Annotated in this window: 12 protein-coding genes; 11 read left to right on the forward strand and 1 reads right to left on the reverse strand. The window is 64.1% G+C overall.

Going from position 1 to position 19,100, the window contains the following annotated elements:
• Nucleotides 1-27: 27 nt before the first annotated feature.
• Nucleotides 28-1,638, reverse strand: a complete 1,611-nt coding sequence (locus NKI47_RS14040) for a phosphoenolpyruvate carboxykinase (protein ID WP_352590790.1) — start codon at nt 1,636-1,638, stop codon at nt 28-30.
• A 342-nt stretch (nt 1,639-1,980) separates the two neighbouring features.
• On the opposite strand from NKI47_RS14040, the gene NKI47_RS14045 reads away from it, so the two are divergent.
• The 11 genes from NKI47_RS14045 (at nt 1,981) to addA (ending at nt 19,096) form a co-directional block, all read left to right on the forward strand.
• Nucleotides 1,981-2,682, forward strand: coding sequence for a response regulator transcription factor (locus NKI47_RS14045; protein ID WP_023677547.1), 702 nt, complete (start codon nt 1,981-1,983; stop codon nt 2,680-2,682).
• 22 nt (nt 2,683-2,704) lie between these two features.
• Nucleotides 2,705-4,489 (forward strand): sensor histidine kinase, encoded by a 1,785-nt coding sequence (locus NKI47_RS14050; protein ID WP_023677548.1) that lies wholly within the window; start codon nt 2,705-2,707, stop codon nt 4,487-4,489.
• 31 nt (nt 4,490-4,520) lie between these two features.
• Nucleotides 4,521-4,967 carry an HPr kinase/phosphorylase gene (locus NKI47_RS14055; protein ID WP_023677549.1) on the forward strand — a complete coding sequence of 149 codons (447 nt, stop codon included), beginning with the start codon at nt 4,521-4,523 and terminating at the stop codon, nt 4,965-4,967.
• A 164-nt stretch (nt 4,968-5,131) separates the two neighbouring features.
• Nucleotides 5,132-5,533: a PTS sugar transporter subunit IIA gene (locus tag NKI47_RS14060; protein WP_023677550.1), complete on the forward strand. Its 402-nt coding sequence runs from the start codon at nt 5,132-5,134 to the stop codon at nt 5,531-5,533.
• Nucleotides 5,530-5,826, forward strand: coding sequence for an HPr family phosphocarrier protein (locus NKI47_RS14065; protein WP_023677551.1), 297 nt, complete (start codon nt 5,530-5,532; stop codon nt 5,824-5,826). The genes NKI47_RS14060 and NKI47_RS14065 overlap by 4 nt, the downstream gene beginning before the upstream one ends.
• A gap of 156 nt (nt 5,827-5,982) precedes the next feature.
• Nucleotides 5,983-7,383 carry an adenosylhomocysteinase gene (ahcY, locus tag NKI47_RS14070; protein WP_023677552.1) on the forward strand — a complete coding sequence of 467 codons (1,401 nt, stop codon included), beginning with the start codon at nt 5,983-5,985 and terminating at the stop codon, nt 7,381-7,383.
• A 188-nt stretch (nt 7,384-7,571) separates the two neighbouring features.
• Nucleotides 7,572-10,133 carry a sensor histidine kinase gene (locus NKI47_RS14075; RefSeq protein ID WP_352590792.1) on the forward strand — a complete coding sequence of 854 codons (2,562 nt, stop codon included), beginning with the start codon at nt 7,572-7,574 and terminating at the stop codon, nt 10,131-10,133.
• Nucleotides 10,134-10,141: 8 nt separating this feature from the next.
• On the forward strand, nt 10,142-11,653 hold the full coding sequence (gene tsaE, locus NKI47_RS14080; RefSeq protein WP_352576322.1) for a tRNA (adenosine(37)-N6)-threonylcarbamoyltransferase complex ATPase subunit type 1 TsaE: 1,512 nt from the start codon (nt 10,142-10,144) through the stop codon (nt 11,651-11,653).
• A gap of 41 nt (nt 11,654-11,694) precedes the next feature.
• The gene (locus tag NKI47_RS14085; protein ID WP_352576321.1) at nt 11,695-12,453 is read left to right on the forward strand and encodes a nucleotidyltransferase family protein; all 759 of its coding nucleotides are present in this window, start codon (nt 11,695-11,697) and stop codon (nt 12,451-12,453) included.
• Nucleotides 12,450-15,587 carry a double-strand break repair protein AddB gene (gene addB, locus NKI47_RS14090; RefSeq protein ID WP_352590796.1) on the forward strand — a complete coding sequence of 1,046 codons (3,138 nt, stop codon included), beginning with the start codon at nt 12,450-12,452 and terminating at the stop codon, nt 15,585-15,587. The genes NKI47_RS14085 and addB overlap by 4 nt, the downstream gene beginning before the upstream one ends.
• The gene (gene addA, locus NKI47_RS14095) at nt 15,584-19,096 is read left to right on the forward strand and encodes a double-strand break repair helicase AddA (protein ID WP_352590799.1); all 3,513 of its coding nucleotides are present in this window, start codon (nt 15,584-15,586) and stop codon (nt 19,094-19,096) included. Before addB ends, addA begins: the two co-directional genes overlap by 4 nt.
• The last annotated feature ends 4 nt before the right edge of the window (nt 19,097-19,100 follow it).

The raw sequence follows: 19,100 nt of genomic DNA on the forward strand, positions 1-19,100 counted from the left end.
CCTTGAAGCATCACCAGGGGGCGACGGCTATTCAGCCGCTATCTGCATGCGTGGTGCGGCGCCGAGCACGGTGGCGTCGACATGGGCTTCGAACTTTTCGAAATTGTCGACGAACATACCGACCAGCCTTGCCGCCTGCCGGTCGTAGGCGGGCTTGTCGATCCAGGTCGATCTAGGGTCGAGAATGGCGCGGTCGACGCCGGCAACCGTCACCGGTACGTCGAAACCGAAATTGGCGTCGGTGCGGAAGTCGGCCGCTTTCAGCGAGCCGTCGAGCGCCGCCGCAAGCAGCGCCCGCGTTGCTTTGATCGGCATTCGCTTGCCGGTGCCGTAGGCGCCGCCGGTCCAGCCGGTGTTGACCAGCCAGCAATCGACGCCGTGGCGGGCGATGAGCTCGCGCAGCAGATTGGCGTATTCCGACGGATGCCGCGGCATGAACGGTGCGCCGAAGCATGTCGAAAATGTCGCTTCGGGTTCCGTAACGCCCTTCTCGGTCCCCGCCACCTTGGCGGTATAGCCGGAGAGGAAATGGTACATGGCCTGCGCCGGGGTCAGCCGCGCGATCGGCGGCATCACACCGAATGCGTCGGCGGTCAGCATGATGATGTTCTTCGGGTGGCTGGCGCGCCCCGTCTTGCTGGCGTTGGGGATGAAGTGGAGCGGGTAGGCGCAGCGTGTGTTTTCGGTCAGCCCGCCGTCGTCGAAATCCGGCACGCGGCCTGCGTCGAGCGCCACATTCTCCAGCACCGTGCCGAAGCGCTGGGTGGTGGCGAAGATCTCCGGCTCGGCTTCGGCCGAAAGCTTGATCGTCTTGGCATAGCAGCCGCCCTCGAAATTGAAGATGCCGTGCGGTCCCCAGCCATGCTCGTCGTCGCCGACCAGCGTGCGCGACGGGTCGGCCGACAACGTCGTCTTGCCGGTCCCGGAAAGGCCGAAGAAAACGGCCGCGTCGCCGACGGGCCCTTCATTGGCCGAGCAGTGCATCGGCATCACACCTTTTGCCGGCAGCAGGTAGTTGAGCACGGTGAACACCGACTTCTTCATCTCGCCGGCATACGAGGTACCGCCGATCAACACGATCATGTGCGAAAGATCGACGGCAATCACCGTTTCGCCGCGCGTGCCGTGGCGGGCGGGATCGGCGCGGAACGACGGCAGGTCGATGATCGTCAAATCGGGCATGAAATGCTCGAGTTCGGCGGCGGCCGGTCGGATGAGCAGATTGCGGATGAACAAGGAGTGCCAGGCAAGCTCCGTGATCACCCTGGTCGGCAGCTTCAGCTCCTCGTCGGCGCCGCCGACCAGGTCCTGCACATAAAGGTCCTTTCCAGCCGCGTGGGCGCGAAAATCGGCAAGCAGCGTATCGAACTGGATCGGCGAAATCGCTTTGTTGTTGTCCCACCATACATGCGGCGCGGTGCTTTCGTCGCGCACCACGAATTTGTCCCCGGGCGAGCGGCCGGTGTGCTGCCCGGTCTCGGCGGCAAGCGCGCCATGCGCGGTGAGTCGGGCCTCGCCACGGCGGATTGCCTCCTCGTAGAGCGCGGCCGCGCCGAAATTATAGCGCACCACGCCCGTGGTTCTTAGGCCGATCCGATCGATTGCACATGCAAGATTGCGTTTGCCGGCTTCCGACATGGGTGTCCCTTCTTCGATTTACCGCGTCTTTACCGGCGAATTCCGGAACCCCCATTGCAGGAGCTAAAAACGTCAAAACCAGAAAAGGCGAATGATATCAAATCATTAATCGATTTAAATATTTTGAAAGTTGTTTAAATCGTTTATATGTGCAAAAACACTGATGGTTGCCCAAAGGATTGGCGATGTTCATTCGTCCAATCCATATCGAGGTACAATTGTGGCCGTCGACATGCCGCGCGTGACAGCGGATACAGCCTATGCCACATTTTGTACCTAATTTGTCCTGCAAAAGCCCCTTCTCGACGAAAGAAGGGACAGCTCATGAGGGAGCCGCTTGAAATGGCAACAATCGCGCTTGTCGACGACGATCGCAACATTCTGACTTCGGTTTCGATCGCCCTCGAATCCGAGGGTTATCGGGTCGAAACCTACACGGATGGGGCATCGGCGCTGGAGGGACTGGCGGCGCGCCCGCCGAACCTCGCCATCCTCGACATCAAGATGCCGCGCATGGACGGCATGGAGTTGCTGCGCCGGATGCGTCAGAAATCCGACCTGCCGGTGATCTTCCTGACCTCCAAGGACGACGAGATCGATGAACTGTTCGGCCTCAAGATGGGCGCCGACGACTTCATCCGCAAACCCTTCTCGCAGCGTCTTCTGGTGGAGCGCGTCCGCGCCGTGCTGCGCCGCGCCAGCACCCGCGAGGCGGCGGCCAAGGCGCCCAACCAGCAGGCCCGGTCGCTTGAGCGCGGCCAGCTTGTCATGGACCAGGAGCGCCACACCTGCACCTGGAAGGGCGAGCCGGTGACGCTGACCGTCACCGAGTTCCTCATCCTGCATTCGCTGGCCCAGCGTCCGGGCGTTGTAAAAAGCCGTGATGCGCTGATGGATTCGGCTTATGATGAGCAGGTTTATGTCGATGACCGCACCATCGACAGTCACATCAAGCGGCTACGCAAAAAGTTCAAGGCCGTCGATGATGACTTCGAAATGATCGAAACCCTTTACGGAGTCGGATATCGGTTCCGCGAAGCTTGAGTCGAGCGGGAGCTGCTATTCGATGGCAGTGCAAGTAGAGCGAGTGAGACGGTCGGGCGCCGCCAGGCGCCCGCCGCGGATTCTGCCCGCCTTCGTGTCGAAAATTACGGTGCCGATGCGCCGGTTTCTCGGCCATCACATCTTTTCCAGCCTGACGCGGCGTATCCTCTTTCTCAACCTTGCCGGCCTTGCCGTCCTGGTCACCGGCATTCTCTATCTCAATACCTTTCGCGACGGGCTGATCGACGCCCGTGTCGAGAGCCTGATGACTCAAGGCGAGATCATCGCCGGCGCGATCGCCGCCTCGGCGACGGTCGAGACCGATTCGATCAGCATCGATCCGGAGAAGCTGCTCGAGTTGCAGGCCGGCGAAAGCCTCGGCCCGGGCTCCGATCAGCTCGATAACCTCGATTTCCCGATCAATCCGGAGCGCGTGGCGCCGGTGCTCAGGCGGTTGATCTCGCCGACGCGGACCCGCGCCCGCATTTACGACCGCGACGCCAACCTGCTGCTCGATTCCCGCCATCTCTATTCGCGCGGCCAGATCCTTCGCTACGACCTGCCGCCGGTCGAAGAGGAACAGCCGGACCTTCTGGAGCGCATCCAGAAATTCGTCTTCGATTTCTTCCGCAACAAGCAGCTGCCCGTCTATCGCGAGCAGCCGGGTGGCAACGGCGCCGCGTTTCCGGAAGTGGTCAAGGCGCTTACCGGCAGCCCGTCGACGATCGTGCGGATCTCGGAGCAAGGCGAGCAGATCGTTTCTGTGGCGGTGCCGATCCAGCGCTTCCGTGCCGTCCTCGGCGTGCTGATGCTGTCGACCGAAGGCGGCGACATCGACAAGATCGTCGCGGCCGAGCGGAAGGCCATCCTGCGCGTGTTCGGCATTGCTGCCCTGGTTACCGCCATCCTGTCGATGCTGCTGGCCTCCACCATCGCCAATCCGCTGCGCCGGCTTTCCGCGGCAGCCGTCAGGGTTCGCCGCGGTGTCAAGAACCGCGAGGAAATCCCCGACTTCTCCGATCGGCAGGACGAGATCGGCAATCTGTCGATCGCCGTGCGCGACATGACCAATGCGCTGTACGCCCGCATCGAGGCGATCGAAAGTTTTGCCGCGGATGTCTCGCACGAGTTGAAGAACCCGCTTACCTCGCTGCGCAGCGCGGTGGAGACATTGCCGCTGGCCAGGAACGACAATTCGCGCAGCCGGCTGATGGATATCATTCAGCACGATGTGAGGCGGCTTGACCGTCTCATCACCGATATTTCCGATGCCTCCCGTCTCGATGCCGAGCTGGCGCGGGAAGATGCGGGAACCGTCGACCTCAAGAAGTTCATCACCGATCTGGTCGCCGTCTCGCGCGAGGCCACGCGCAACAAGAAGGCGGTCGAGATCGAATTCAAGGTCGCCAAACTGCCACAGGGCGTGAAAGGCTACTTCGTCGTCGGTCATGATCTGAGGATCGGCCAGGTGATCACCAACCTGATCGAGAATGCCCGCTCGTTCGTTCCCGAGGAACGTGGCCACATCACCATATCGCTGGCGCGCGCCGGCAAGTTCAACATCGTCACCATCGACGACAATGGACCCGGTATCCGGGCCGATAACATCGATCGCATTTTCGAGCGGTTCTATACCGATCGGCCGGCCGGCGAGGCGTTCGGTCAGAACTCGGGCCTTGGCCTGTCGATATCCAGGCAGATCGTTGAAGCCCATGGCGGCACGCTGAGCGCCGAGAACATCCCGGGCACCAAGCCTGGCGAGATCAAGGGCGCGCGCTTCGTGGTGACGCTGCCGGCGGAAGGCTGACGGATGAATTCCAATCACGCCTGGTCCTATTGTGCAGCCTGAAAATATTCACGGCACCGCGATCCTGATAGGTGATCGCGGCATTCTCATCACCGGACCGTCCGGCTTGGGCAAGACGACGCTGGCGCTCGCCTTGATCGATCATTGCAGCCAGCGTGGGCTGTTTTCCCGGCTGATCGGCGATGACCAGCTCTATGCTGCAGATTGCGACGGGCGGCTGGTCTGCCGCGCACCAGCCAGCATAGCCGGCCTCGTCGAGGTGCCGGGATTCGGCCCCAAACCGATACAGTTCGAGCCAAGCTGTGTGATCGACCTCATTATCCGGCTGGTGCCAGCCGGCAAAATGGCCCGCTTCCAGGAAGACTGCAGCGAACTCGTTGTCGGCGTACCAGTGCCGCGCATCGATCTTGCCGAGCGCAATGTAGCGGCGGCCTTGCCGGCATTGATGTCGCGCCTGTCGATTGCGCCTTTCCTGTGATCCGATTTCGATTTTTTGCTGCAATGCGTCAAATTGGCTTGGGCCGGCGCAATTTTGGGCTTGTCAACGGGCCTTGCGTCGACAAGATAGCGCTCCCGCCACCTGGAACGGTCGGCGAGCATAAAATGCGCCTGTGAAGCGGCGATGACGGGAGCCACCAAAGAATGATCGGACTCGTGCTTGTAACGCACGGTCAACTGGCCGCCGAGTTCCGCAATGCCGTGGAACATGTCGTTGGGCCACAAGACAATTTCGAGACCGTGGCGATCGGTGCCGACGACGATATGGAACAGCGCCGCCGCGACATTATCGAGGCAGTCGGCCGCGTCGATACGGGATCAGGCGTCATCGTTTTGACCGACATGTTCGGCGGCACGCCCTCTAACCTCGCCATTTCCGTGATGGAATCCGGGCGTATCGAGGTCATTGCCGGCATGAACCTGCCGATGCTGATCAAGCTGTCCAGCGTTCGCAAGGGCGACAACATGACGGCCGCGCTGGATGAGGCGCAGGCTGCCGGCCGTAAATACATCAATGTCGCCAGTCAACTCCTGAGCAGCAAATGAGCGCGCTGTTGCCGGAAAAGGACAAGATCGTTCGCGACTTTCCGATCGTCAACCAGCGCGGCCTGCACGCACGCGCCTCGGCCAAGTTCGTTCAAATCGCCAGCGGCTTCAACGCCACGGTCCAGGTCGAGAAGGACGGCGTCAAGGTCGGCGGCACCTCGATCATGGGCCTGATGATGCTGGCGGCGAGCCCCGGTTATTCGATCCGCGTCACCGCCACCGGCCCGGAGGCCGAAGAGGTCATCGATGCGCTGGAGCAACTGGTTGCTTCCCGTTTTGGCGAGGAATGCTGACGTGCTGATCGCTTCTGAAGACATGCAGGGATAAAGATTTCTTTATATCCCATTGTCGTCCGACTCCCGATCTGCTAGTCAGGCCGGCACCTCGCGCCCTCCGACACGCTTTCGGGGCGGGCGCGTCCCGCAATCAATTCGCATCGGAGCACTGCCATGACGGGTAGCAAGGACTATGTGGTCGCAGACATCGCGCTTGCCGGCTGGGGCCGCAAGGAGATCGAGATCGCCGAAACCGAAATGCCGGGCCTGATGGCCTGCCGCGAAGAATTCGGCGACAAGAAGCCGCTCAAGGGCGCGCGCATCACCGGCTCGCTGCACATGACCATCCAGACGGCGGTGCTGATCGAAACGCTTAAGGCGCTCGGCGCCGATATCCGCTGGGCTTCCTGCAATATCTTCTCGACCCAGGACCACGCTGCCGCGGCCATTGCCGAGGCCGGAATTCCGGTGTTTGCCGTCAAGGGCGAGACGCTTGAGGATTATTGGGTCTACACCGACAAGATATTCCAGTGGGCCGATGGCGGCACCTCCAACATGATCCTCGACGACGGTGGCGATGCCACCATGTACATCCTGATCGGCGCCCGCGCCGAGGCCGGCGAGGATGTGCTGTCCAATCCGGGCAGCGAAGAGGAAGAGATCCTGTTTGCCCAGATCAAGAAGCGCATGCAGGCATCGCCCGGCTTCTTCACCAAGCAGAAGGAAGCGATCCGCGGCGTCACCGAAGAGACGACGACCGGCGTCAACCGGCTCTATCAATTGCAGAAAAAAGGCCTGCTGCCGTTCCCGGCGATCAACGTCAATGATTCCGTCACCAAGTCGAAATTCGACAACAAATATGGCTGCAAGGAATCGCTTGTCGACGGCATTCGCCGCGGCACCGACACGATGATGGCCGGCAAGGTCGCGGTTGTCTGCGGCTATGGCGACGTCGGCAAGGGCTCGTCGGCTTCGCTCAAGGGCGCCGGCGCCCGCGTCAAGGTCACCGAGGTCGATCCGATCTGCGCGCTGCAGGCGGCGATGGACGGTTTCGAGGTGGTCACGCTCGAAGACGCAGCGCCGACGGCCGACATCGTTATCACCACCACCGGCAACAAGGACGTTGTTACCCTCGACCACATGCGCCTGATGAAGGACATGGTGATCGTCGGCAACATCGGTCACTTCGACAACGAGATCCAGGTGGCCTCGCTGCGCAACCTGAAATGGACCAACATCAAGCCTCAGGTGGATATGATCACCTTTCCGGACGGCAAGCGGATGATCCTTTTGTCGGAAGGCCGCCTGCTCAACCTCGGCAACGCTACCGGCCACCCGAGCTTCGTCATGTCGGCGTCCTTCACCAACCAAGTGTTGGCCCAGATCGAGCTGTACACCAAGCCCGGCCAGTACGAGAACCAGGTCTATGTCCTGCCGAAGCATCTCGACGAAAAGGTCGCGCGCCTGCATCTCGACAAGCTCGGTGCCCGCCTGACCGAATTGTCAGGCGAACAGGCCGCCTATATCGGCGTCACTCCGCAGGGACCGTTCAAGCCGGAACACTACCGCTATTAACCACGGCGAAACTTGCCACTAGATATTGAAGCCGGGCGATTGACTTTTCGCCCGGCTTTATTTTTGCGCTGATTGATTCTTCACGCCGATTCGCGCAAGCGCTATGGTGCTGATTCGCGGTCCGGGGACGAGGCCCGGGCGCACGCATCAGGGCGGTCTTGCATTCAGGCGGCGAAGAGGACCAAGACATGCCGGGGGATAACCCGCCTTGCGCGGGACAGGCCGTTTCCGGCGGCCATAACGATTCGATCACGGGCTCCGCTGCCAGAGGCGGCAGCCTTCTATGGCGCGCCGGCAGCCGTGTCGGGGTGCTGCTTGCTTCTTCCGCGCTGGTTAGTCCGCTGCTTGGCTTTACTGCACATGCCCAAACCCGCGTGGCGCAAAAGGCCGGGCTGTCGGTCAGCACGGTCGAGGTCATGCAACTCGCCATGTTCGTCGGCGTCATGGGGGCGGCATTGCTGTCGGCCATCTTTCTGATCCGCGAACGGGCGCGCACCGCGGCGGAAAATGCCGAGCTCAGGACCCGTATCGCCGACGTCAATGCCGCGCTGCAGCGCTCGGAGGCGCTGCTCCATTCCCGCGATCAGCGCGTGGTGGTATGGGCGGCCGAGAACAAGAAGCCCGAGCTTGTCGGGACATTGCCGATCGAGAGCGGCGCGCCGGAGGACCGGGCGGCCTTCCTGGCTTTCGGCCGCTGGCTGATGCCGCGTTCGGCGGCCGCACTCGAACATGCCGTCGCGGCACTGCGGGACAAGGCAAAGCCGTTCGATCTGGTCATCGAATCGCAGGCCGGCCAGCCGCTCGAGGTTCACGGCCGCAAGAGTGCGGCGCATGGGCTGGTTCGCTTCGTCTCGCTTTCGGAGACACAGCGAAGCCAGGCCAGGCTGAAGATCGAGAACCAGCGCTTAGCCGCCGACCATGAGACGCTGATCGGTCTTCTGGATGCGCTCAAGATGCCGTCATGGCTGCGTACTGTCGACGGGCGGCTGAAATGGGTCAACCGCGCCTACGCCGAAGCGGTCGAGGCCGAGAATGCCGAAGCGGCGGTCCGCGATGGCAAGGAATTCCTCGGCGGCCAGGCGCGCGACACGATCGCTGCGCAGCACAAGTCGCGCGCGGTCTTTGAACAGACGCTCTCCACGGTCATCGAAGGCGACCGCCGTATGTTTGCCGTGACCGATTTTGCCGGGGCGGATGGTTCGGCTGGTCTTGCCTGCGACATCAGCGCTATCGAGGCCATTCGCGCCGAATATGAGCGGACCATGCAGAGCCACGCCGACACGCTCGATCAGCTCAACACCGCCGTGGCGATTTTCGACACCGACGAGAAATTGCGGTTTTTCAATCAGGCGTTCCAGAAACTATGGGGCCTCGACAGCGGCTTCCTGCACAGCGCGCCGGACAACGCCTTGCTGCTCGACCGCCTGCGCAGCGAAGGCAAGATCGCCGAGCAGCCCGAATGGCGGCGCTGGAAAGAGAGCCTGCTCGGCGCTTACCGCGCGGTTGAATCGCAGGAGCATTGGTGGCATCTGCCGGACGGCAAGACCATTCGCGTCGTCGCCAATCCGCAGCCCAAGGGCGGCGTCACCTGGGTGTTCGAGAACCTGACCGAGAAGATGGACCTTGAAAGCCGCTACCAGACCGCCGTCCGGGTCCAGGGCGAGACGCTCGACAACCTCGCCGAAGGCGTCGCTGTGTTCGGCCCCGACGGCAGGCTGAGACTGTCGAACCCGGCGTTCGCGGCATTGTGGGGGCTGGATGCCGATGCCTCAAAACCCAACGTCCATGTCTCGACGATCCGCGACCTTTGCGACCGCCGTGCCGTCGACAGTCCGTGGGGCGGGTTCGTTGCCGCCATCACCGGCTTCGACGACGAGCGCCGCGACCGCCACGGCCAAACCGAATTGAACAACGGCACCGTTTTGCGCTACGCCGTCATCCCTTTGCCCAACGGCCAGGTGATGATGACCTTCGTCGACGTTACCGACAGCGTCAATGTCGAGCGGGCGCTGAAGGACAAGAATGAGGCGCTGCAAAAGTCCGACCAGATCAAGAACGAATTCGTGCAGCACGTCTCCTATGAGCTGCGCTCGCCACTCACCAACATCATCGGCTTTACCGAGCTTCTTTCACTGCCGTCGACTGGTCCGCTGAACCAGAAGCAACGCGAATATATCGGGCATGTCGGCTCGTCCTCCTCGGTCCTGCTCACCATCGTCAACGACATCCTCGACCTGGCGACGGTGGATGCCGGCATCATGGAACTCGACATTTCCGAAGTTCACATCGATCGAACCATTACGGCTGCCGCCGAACTGGTCGCCGACCGGCTGGAGGAACATGCGATCAAGCTTAGGATCGACGCGGCGGCCGCGCCGAAAACCTTCCACGGCGACGAGATCCGCGTCCGCCAGATCCTCTACAATCTGCTCAGCAATGCCGCCAATTACGCGCCGGAGGCGAGCACCATAACGCTCGCCTGCCGCCAACTTGCCGACGGCGTGGAATTTTCCGTTCACGATGACGGCCCCGGCATGCCGCCGGACCTGCTTGACTCAGTGTTCCGGCGCTTCGAGCCGCACACCAATGGCGGCCGCCGCCGTGGCGCCGGGCTCGGCCTGTCGATCGTCAAGAGCTTTGTCGAACTGCATGGCGGCAGCGTCCGCATCGAGACCGGCAGGGATAAGGGCACCACGGTTGTTTGCACCTTTCCCGACACGCCGTCCGGCATCCGCGCGGCGGCCGAGTAGCGCGTTCGATGGCGGTATTGGTGCTGGAGCATTTTCTCGCCGACGAGGCTGCGACGGCAAGGTTCGGCGAGGATCTCGCCATGTCGCTGCGCATTGGCGACGTGCTCGCCCTCAAGGGCGATCTCGGCGCCGGCAAATCGACCTTGGCACGGGCGCTGATCAGGGCACTGGCCGACGATGCCGGACTCGACGTGCCGAGCCCGACCTTCACGCTGGTCCAGAGCTACGACACGCGTGTGCCGGTTCATCATTTCGATCTCTACCGCTTGGGCACGGCATCCGAGCTGGATGAGCTGGGCTTCGACGAGGCGCTGACGCAAGGCGCCGCGCTGGTCGAATGGCCGGAGCGGGCAGAGGCATATCTGCCGAAAACCTCGGTGCTGGTCGAACTTCTCCAGCAGGGCGACGGCCGATTGGCGAGACTATCGGGAGAGGGCGCCGCCTTCGAGCGCGCGGCGCGATCGCTGGCAATGCGCGATTTTCTCGGGCAGGCCGGTTGGGGCGAAGCGCAGCGACGATATTTCATCGGTGATGCCTCGGCTCGCTCCTACGAGATCGTCACGCTCGCCAGATTTCCGCCGCGGGTGCTGATGAACTCGCCAAGGCTGGTGCTCGGACCGCCAGTCCGCGACGGCAAACCCTATGCCGAGATCGCTCACACCGCGCAATCCGTTTCGGCGTTCGTCGCCATCGACCGGGCCTTGCGGGCCGGCGGCGTCAGCGTCCCGGAAATCTATGCCCAGGATCTCGACCAGGGTTTTCTCCTGCTGGAGCATCTCGGTTCCCAAGGGTTTCTCGACAAGCGCGGCCAGCCGGTGGCCGAGCGCTACGCTGCGGCGGCCGGACTGCTTGCCATGATGCACGGCAAAACATGGCCGACCCGCATGCAGGCCGGCCCCGGCGTCTTCCATGAGGTGCCGCCTTTCGACCGCGACGCCATGATGATCGAGGCCGAATTGTTGGTCGACTGGTATGTCCCGGCGATATCAGGCGCTCCGCCTAGAGAGGCGCTGCGCGCCGGTTACCGCAGCGAATGGAGTGCGGTGCTCGATCGGCTGGAGGGACGCGAATACACGCTGATGCTGCGCGATTTCCATTCACCCAACCTGATCTGGCGCGCTGACCGTTCCGGTCACGATCGCCTCGGCGTCGTCGATGTCCAGGACGCGCTGATCGGGCCGTCCGCCTACGACGTCGCCTCGCTAGCCATGGACGCGCGCGTCACTATCTCACCCGAAATCGAAAAGCACACGCTCGCCGCCTACATCGCCGCGCGACGCGCTGCCGGTGCCTTCGATGAGAACGAATTCCGCGAAACCTATGCAATCATGGCCGCACAGCGCAATTCCAAGATCCTCGGCATCTTCGTGCGGCTCGAAAAACGCGACGGCAAGCCTTATTATCTGAAGCATCTGCCGCGCATCCGCGACTATCTTCGCCGGGCACTGGCGCATCCGGCGCTGGCCGGGCTGCAGGATTTCTACATCGCCCACGACTTGCTGGAGGAACGCTCGATTTGACGGCTAAGGATTTGGGCCTGAAGGCGTCGGATGAGCAGTCGATGCCGACGACCGCCATGGTGCTCGCCGCCGGGCTCGGCAAGCGCATGCGGCCGATCACCGACACCATGCCGAAGCCGCTGGTCAAGGTCGCCGGCAAGACATTGCTCGACTGGGGGCTGGACTGCCTAGCCGAAGCCGGCGTCGCCACGGCCGTCGTCAACGTCCATTACCTCCCGCAACAGATCGTGGACCATGTAGCCCGCCGCAGTGCGCCGAGAATCGTCATCTCGGATGAGAGCAGGGGCTTGCTTGACTCCGCCGGTGGTATCGTCAAGGCATTGCCCAGGTTAGGGGCGCCCTTCTATGTGCTCAACGCCGACACCTTCTGGATCGACAGCGGCGTCTCCAATCTCAGGCGACTTGCCCTTGCATGGGAGGGCGCGACAATGGACATTCTGCTGATGCTTGCGGATCTCCAGTCGGCAACCGGACATAGCGGCGGCACCGACTTCCTGATGGCGCCGGGCGGCGCCTTGCGGCGTGCGAACAACGATCCCGCCGGTCTGATCTATGCCGGCGCCGCAATCGCCCATCCGCGCCTTTTCAAGGACGCTCCGACCGGGCCGCACTCGCTCAATGCCTATTTCGATGCGGCCATCGCTACTGGGCGCCTGTTCGGCATGAAAATGCAGGGTCACTGGATTACTGTCGGCACGCCCGACGCCATTCCGCTTGCGGAAGCGGCCGTCGCCGCCGCGCTTGCCGGCACGCCCAATGCTGTTGCTGAGGCACCCGGCGCTTTTACCGAGGCGAAATGAGCGGCTCCCGCCGCGTTTTCTCGATCCCGCCCGGAGCGCCGTTCCTGCCGACGCTGGCCGAGGCGCTGCTTGCGGGGCGCTTGGTTCCCGGCTTCGCCTATGACGGCGATCCGCTGGCGCTGGCCGATCTCACCATCTATGTGCCGACGCGCCGTGCGGCGCGGGCGCTTCGCGGCGTCTTCGTCGATGCCCTCTCGCGCTCGGGAAGCCGCTCGGCGATCCTGCCGGTCATCCGCCCGCTTGGTGAGTTCGATGAAGATGAAGCCGCCTTCGAGGCAGGAGCTTCGGTCGCCATCGACCTTGCGCCGCCGATCGCCGCGGTCGAGCGTCTTCTGCTGCTTGCGCCGCTGGTGCGGGCGTGGAAACGCCGCCTGCCGGCACATGTCGCGGCATTGTTCGACGAGGAGATCGTCATACCGGCCTCCGCCGCCGACGCCATCTGGCTGGCGCGCGACCTTGCACGCCTGATGGATGAGATCGACACCGAAGGCACGGATTGGGCAAGGCTCGCCGACCTTGTAACCGGCAATCTTGCAGGCTGGTGGCAGGTGACACTCGACTTCCTGACCATCGTGACGGAGAACTGGCCGAACCTGCTCGAGGAACGCCATCGTTCCAATCAGGCCGCGCATCGTAATGCCCTGATAAGGCTGGAGGCGGCGCGGCTGAAGCGTAATCCGCCAGCCGGACCGGTGATCGCCGCCGGTTCCACCGGCTCCATTCCCGCCACGGCCGAGCTGCTTGCCGTGATCGCCGGTCTGCCCAATGGCGCCGTTGTGCTGCCCGGGCTCGACCGGGCGTTGGACGAGCCGTCCTTTGCCGCGATCACCACACCGGGCGCGCGCCCAGCCGTGCTTGGCCACCCGCAATACGGCCTGGCAAAGTTGATCGGCAAGATCGGCGTGCCGCGCGCCGATGTCGAGGAGATTGCTGTTGCGCCGCGACCGCTTGCGCTGCGCGCCGCACTTGTCGGCGAAGCGCTGCGCCCGGCGGAGACCACCGAGCTCTGGGCCGAGACGCGCGCCCGCTTTAGGGCCGGCGATATTGCCGAGGCCTTCGCCGATGTGACGCTTCTCGAAGCCGCCAGCGAACGCGACGAAGCCGTGGCGATCGCCGTCGCGCTCAAACAGGCCGTCGAACGGCCCGGCCAGCGCGCCGCACTCGTCACCGGCGACCGCGCTCTGGCGCGGCGGGTCTCAGTCGAGCTGCTGCGCTTCGGCGTTGCCGCCGACGATTCCGGCGGCACGCCGCTGATCAACACACCAGCCGCCAGCCTGCTCAGGCTGGCGCTGCAGGCAGCCTTCCGCCCGGGCGACCCCGTCGCCCTGCTGTCGCTGCTCAAGCATCCCCTGCTTGGCCTCGGCCTGGAGCGGGCAAGCGTGCGCTATGCGGCCGAAATCGTCGAACTCGTGGGGCTGCGCGGCGGCACAGGGCGTCCGGACGTGGCGTCGCTGCCGCAGCTCTTCGACACCCGGCTCCTCGAATTCGACGGCGGCGGCAATCGCCGTCCACCCTTCTGGTGGCCGCGGCTTTCGGTCAGGCGCATCGAACAGGCGCGCGACCTGCTGATCCGGCTAACGGCCGCGCTGGCGCCGCTGGTTGCTTTTCGCGGCGACGAGAATGCCGATCTTGCCACCCTTGTGCGCGCCAGCGTCGTTGCGCTCGAAAGTCTCGGCCGCGCCGCTGATGGCAGCCTGAGCGAACTCTATGCGGGCGATGCCGGCGAAAAGCTCGCCGAGCTCTTGCGCGGGCTGGTCGCGGCCTCGGTGTCGTTCTCCTTCGCCGCTGACGAATGGCCTGACGTGATGGAGGCGCTGATCGCGCCCGAGACGGTCAAGCCGGCGCAGGGCAGCGACAGGAACATCGCCATCTGGGGTGTGCTGGAAGCGCGGCTTCAGGATGTCGACACGCTGGTCGTCGGCGGGCTCAACGAAGGCGTGTGGCCGCGCAAGCCGGAGAGCGACCGCTTCATGTCGCGGCTGATGAAGACCGGCATCGATCTTGAACCGCCCGAGCGGCGCATCGGCCTTGCCGCCCATGATTTCCAGATGGCCATGGGCGCCAAAAAAGTGGTGCTGGCTCGCTCCGGCCGCTCCGGCGACGCACCGTCGGTACCTTCGCGCTGGCTGCAGCGCATCCTTACATTCGTCGGCGAGGACCACGCTGCTGCACTTCGCCGGCGCGGCGACGAACTGCTTGCCTGGGCGCGTGCGCTCGATGCCGGCGAAAAGCAGGACTTTGCGCCGAGGCCGCAGCCGAAACCGCCGCTCGCCGCGCGGCCGCACCACTTCTCGGTCACCGAGATCGAAACGCTACGCCGCGATCCCTATGCGGTCTATGCCAGAAGGATACTCGGCCTGATGCCGCTCGATCCGGTCATTCGCGATCCGGGCGCCGCCGAGCGTGGCACGCTGTTTCACGCCATTCTGCACCTCTTCTCGGCGAGGGTGGCCGACCCGCGCGCGCCGGAGGCGCTGGACGGGCTCATCGCCGCAGGCCGCTCCTGCTTTGCCGAGGCGGCCCTGCCGGCCGATGTCGAGGCGGTGTGGTGGCCGCGTTTTGAAAAGCTTGCCGCCGGCATCATCGAATGGGAGCGCGGCCGGGCCGCCGCCGTGGCACGGCGGCACGCCGAGGAACGCGCCGAAAAGACCGGTGTCGGCCGATCCGGCGTGACCCTGTCCGGCTACGCTGATCGAATCGATCTGCTGGCTGGCGGCATGGCCGACATCCTCGACTACAAGACCGGCTCCTCGCCATCCAAAGCGCAGGCGCACACGCTGCTCGCGCCGCAACTGGCGCTGGAGGGCGCGCTGCTGCGTCGCGGCGCCTTCAAGGAGCTTGGCGCCTGTGAGCCGTCGCAACTGGCTTTCGTGCGGCTGAGGCCGAATGGCGAGGTGTTCGAAGAATCGATCCTCGAATACAACCGCAAGCCGCGAACCGCCGCCGATCTCGCCGAAGAGGCCTGGGCGAGGTTGGAAAAGCTGCTGATCCACTATGCCGACCCGACGACCGGGTATTTGTCGCGGGCGTTGCCGTTCCGCGAGGGTGAGACCGACGGCGATTACGACCATCTCGCCCGCGTGCTCGAATGGTCGGCCGGCGGCGATGCCGACGACGAGGGAGGGGAGGCATGAAAAAGGCCTATCCCATTCCAAGCGACACTGTCGCCAGTCAGGCAAGCGCCTCCGATCCGCGCAATTCCGCATGGGTGTCGGCCAATGCCGGATCCGGCAAGACCCATGTACTCGCCCAGCGCGTTATCCGGCTGTTGCTGCGCGGCACCGATCCGTCCAAGATCCTGTGCCTGACCTATACGCGTGCCGCCGCCGCCAACATGTCGAACCGGGTGTTTTCGACCCTGTCGCAATGGACGGCCCTGGGCGATGCCGAGCTCTCGACACGGATAGAGGCGCTGGACGGCCGCCAGCCCGACCGCGAAACCATGCGCCGGGCGCGGCGGTTGTTTGCCGAGGCTCTGGAAACACCGGGCGGGCTGAAGATCCAGACCATCCACGCCTTCTGCGAATCGGTGCTGCATCAGTTCCCGCTGGAAGCCAATATCCCTGCGCATTTCGAAATGCTCGATCCGCAAATGGAGGCATCGCTGTTTGCCGCCGCCCGCCGCGACATGATTTCGGGCGGCGTTGCAGGCGATGCGGCATTGTCCGACGCCTTCGCCACCGTGCTGGAGCGCGGCGGCGAGCATGGGCTCGACGCACTGCTGGCCGAGATCGTGCGCAAGCGCGATGGTTTGCGTGCGTTCATCACCGCGGCCGGCGGCGATGGTTTTCAGGCGCTGTTCGACGAGTTCCATTTCCGCGCCGGCCAGACGGCCGAAGGTATAGCCGCCTCGGTCTGGCCGCTGCCCGGCTTCCTGCCGGATTATCTCGTCACCTTTTCACGGGCGGCCGAGGCCGCCGATGCGCGCATCGTGCTGAACAATCTGCTGCCATACGCCCGCCTTGCCTTTGCCGAGGAGGATCCGGTACGTCGCCTGAATTTGCTCTCCAAGGCTTTCCTGAGGGCCGACGGCGAGCCTTACGATCCGGCAAAGACATTTAAAAGGGCATTGCTTGACCGGCTGCCCGATCTTGCCGAACGTTATCTGGCGGCGGTCGACGCCATTCTCGAAATCTCCGACCGGCTGGCCTTGTTCAGGATGCTGGAAGGCACGCGTGCGGCGCTGACCATCGCCGACTGGCTGATCGCCCGTTACGAGCAATTGAAGCGCGCCCGCGGCTTCCTCGACTTTAACGACCTGATCACCCGCACGGTCAACCTTTTGGCACGGCCCGATGCCGGCCCTTGGGTGCAGTACAAGCTCGACCAGGGCATCGACCACATCCTGCTCGACGAGGCGCAGGACACCAGTCCCGACCAGTGGGAGGTGGTCAAGCGGCTGGCAGAGGAGTTCTTTGCCGGGCTCGGCGCACGCGACGCGGTCCACCGCACCATCTTTGCTGTCGGCGACGAAAAGCAGTCGATCTATTCCTTCCAGGGAGCCGCCCCGGATTCCTTTGCCGACAGCCGGCTTTTGTTTGCCGGCAAAGTTAGATCCGCCGCCGCCGCCTTCGCCGATCTCAAGCTGACCTGGTCGTTCCGCTCGACCGAAGATGTTCTTGCCGCCGTCGACCGGGTCTTTGCCGACCCGAACGTGCGGCGCGGCATCAGCCACGATCCTGATCCGCTCGACCACAAGGCGATCCGCACCGATGCGCCGGGTCATGTCGAGGTCTGGCCGTCGATCGGCGCCAACGTCGTCGACGAACCAGACGATTGGACGCAAGCGGTCGACCATGCCCACGCGCCGGCAGTCCGCGTCGCTGAAAACGTCGCCGCAACGATTGCCGGCTGGATCGGCAACGGTGAGGTCATCGAAGGCCGCGGCAAGAAACTCCGCCCCGGCGACGTGCTGGTGCTGGTGCGCAAGCGCGATCGCTTCGTCCATGCGCTGACGCGGGCGCTGAAGCGCCGCGACATTCCGGTGGCCGGCGCCGACCGGCTCAGCCTGCCCGGCCACGTCGCGGTGAAAGACCTGATCGCACTTGGCCATTTTCTCATCCAGCCCGAGGACGATCTGTCGCTGGCCGCCGTGCTGCGCAGCCCGATCTTCGATGTTTCGGAAGAGCAGCTTTTCGCGCTTGCTGCCCAGAGGCCGTCGGGCGTCTCGCTGATCGCCTCGCTGCGCCGGCATGTCGGCGAAAGCGAGGCGTTGGCCGCCGTCGTCAGCCGGCTCGACACATGGTCGAACGAGGCCGCATTCAAGCCGGTGTTCGAATTCTATGCCGCAGCTCTCGCCCGCGACGGCCTGCGCAAGAAGATGATCGCGCGGCTCGGTCCGGAGGCCGGCGATATCCTCGACGAATTCCTGAATTTCTGCCTGGCCGAGGAGCGAACCGGCCTGCCAGGGCTGGAATCCTTCCTGTCGACGCTGGAAAACGCCGGCCCCGAGATCAAGCGCGAAATGGACCAGACCCGCGACGAGGTTCGCGTCATGACCGTGCATGCCGCCAAAGGCCTGGAAGCGCCGGTGGTATTCCTTGTCGATGGCGGCTCCGCGCCGTTCAGCGACCAGCATCTGCCGAGATTGATGCCGTTCGAAGGCTCGGGCGACTGCTGGGAGGGCAAGGGCTATCTCTGGCGTTCGGCCAGCGATGTCGCCAATGGGTTTTCACGCGCCGCATCGGCCCGCGCCCGCGAGCTCGCCGACGACGAATACCGCCGGCTGCTCTATGTCGGCATGACCCGCGCCGAGGATCGGCTGATCGTCTGCGGCTACCATGGCAAGCGGGCGCCGAATACCGGCACCTGGCATTCGATCGTCAGCCGCGCACTGGTCGGTGCCGCGGAGAGCAAAGAACGCCGGCATCCCGCCACTGGCGAGACCGTGCATCGTTTCCAGGTGACGAAACTGCCGCCCATGCCACTGGCGGCAGTGAATGAGGCACGACAGGCGGAACGCTTTGCACCACTGCTTGAAACCCTGTTCCGGCCTCTGCCGCCCTTCGAGGAATTGCCGCGGCCGCTCTCGCCGTCCGGCGCCTCGGTGCTGATCGAGGAGGCGCGGCAAGCGGTGGCCGACACGCGTTCGCCGGTACTGGATGCCGACGCCGAGCCCGGCTTTGCCGTCATGCGCGGGCTGGCGCTGCACAAATTGCTGCAGATGCTGCCCGGCATCGCCGAGGGAAAACGCCGGGATGCCGCCGAACGCTATCTGGCAAGAGCCGGCGCGGAATGGCTCGACGACGAGCACGACAAGGCCTTGGCTGGCGTTTTCAGAATTCTTGCCGACAGCCGCTTCGCGCCGCTGTTTGCGCCAAACTCGCGCGCCGAAGTCGCCATCATGGGCAGCCTGGAGGTAAGGGGCAAACTGCGCTCGATTTCCGGCAAGATCGACCGGCTGGCAGTAACGCCGGACAAGGTTTCGATCGTCGACTACAAGACCAATCGGCCAGCGCCAGCTACGCTCGCCGAAGTGCCGCAAGCCTATGTTCTGCAGCTCGCACTTTATCGCGCGCTGCTTCAGCCGCTCTATCCGGGACGCGAGGTCTCGGCGGCGCTGCTGTTCACCGAGGCGCCGCGGCTGATCGAGCTGCCGGCGGCGGCCTTGGACGATGCGCTTGCTAGACTCACGGGAGCGTGACACA

It is taken from the genome of Mesorhizobium sp. M0633, assembly GCF_040320645.1.
Lineage (GTDB): Bacteria > Pseudomonadota > Alphaproteobacteria > Rhizobiales > Rhizobiaceae > Mesorhizobium.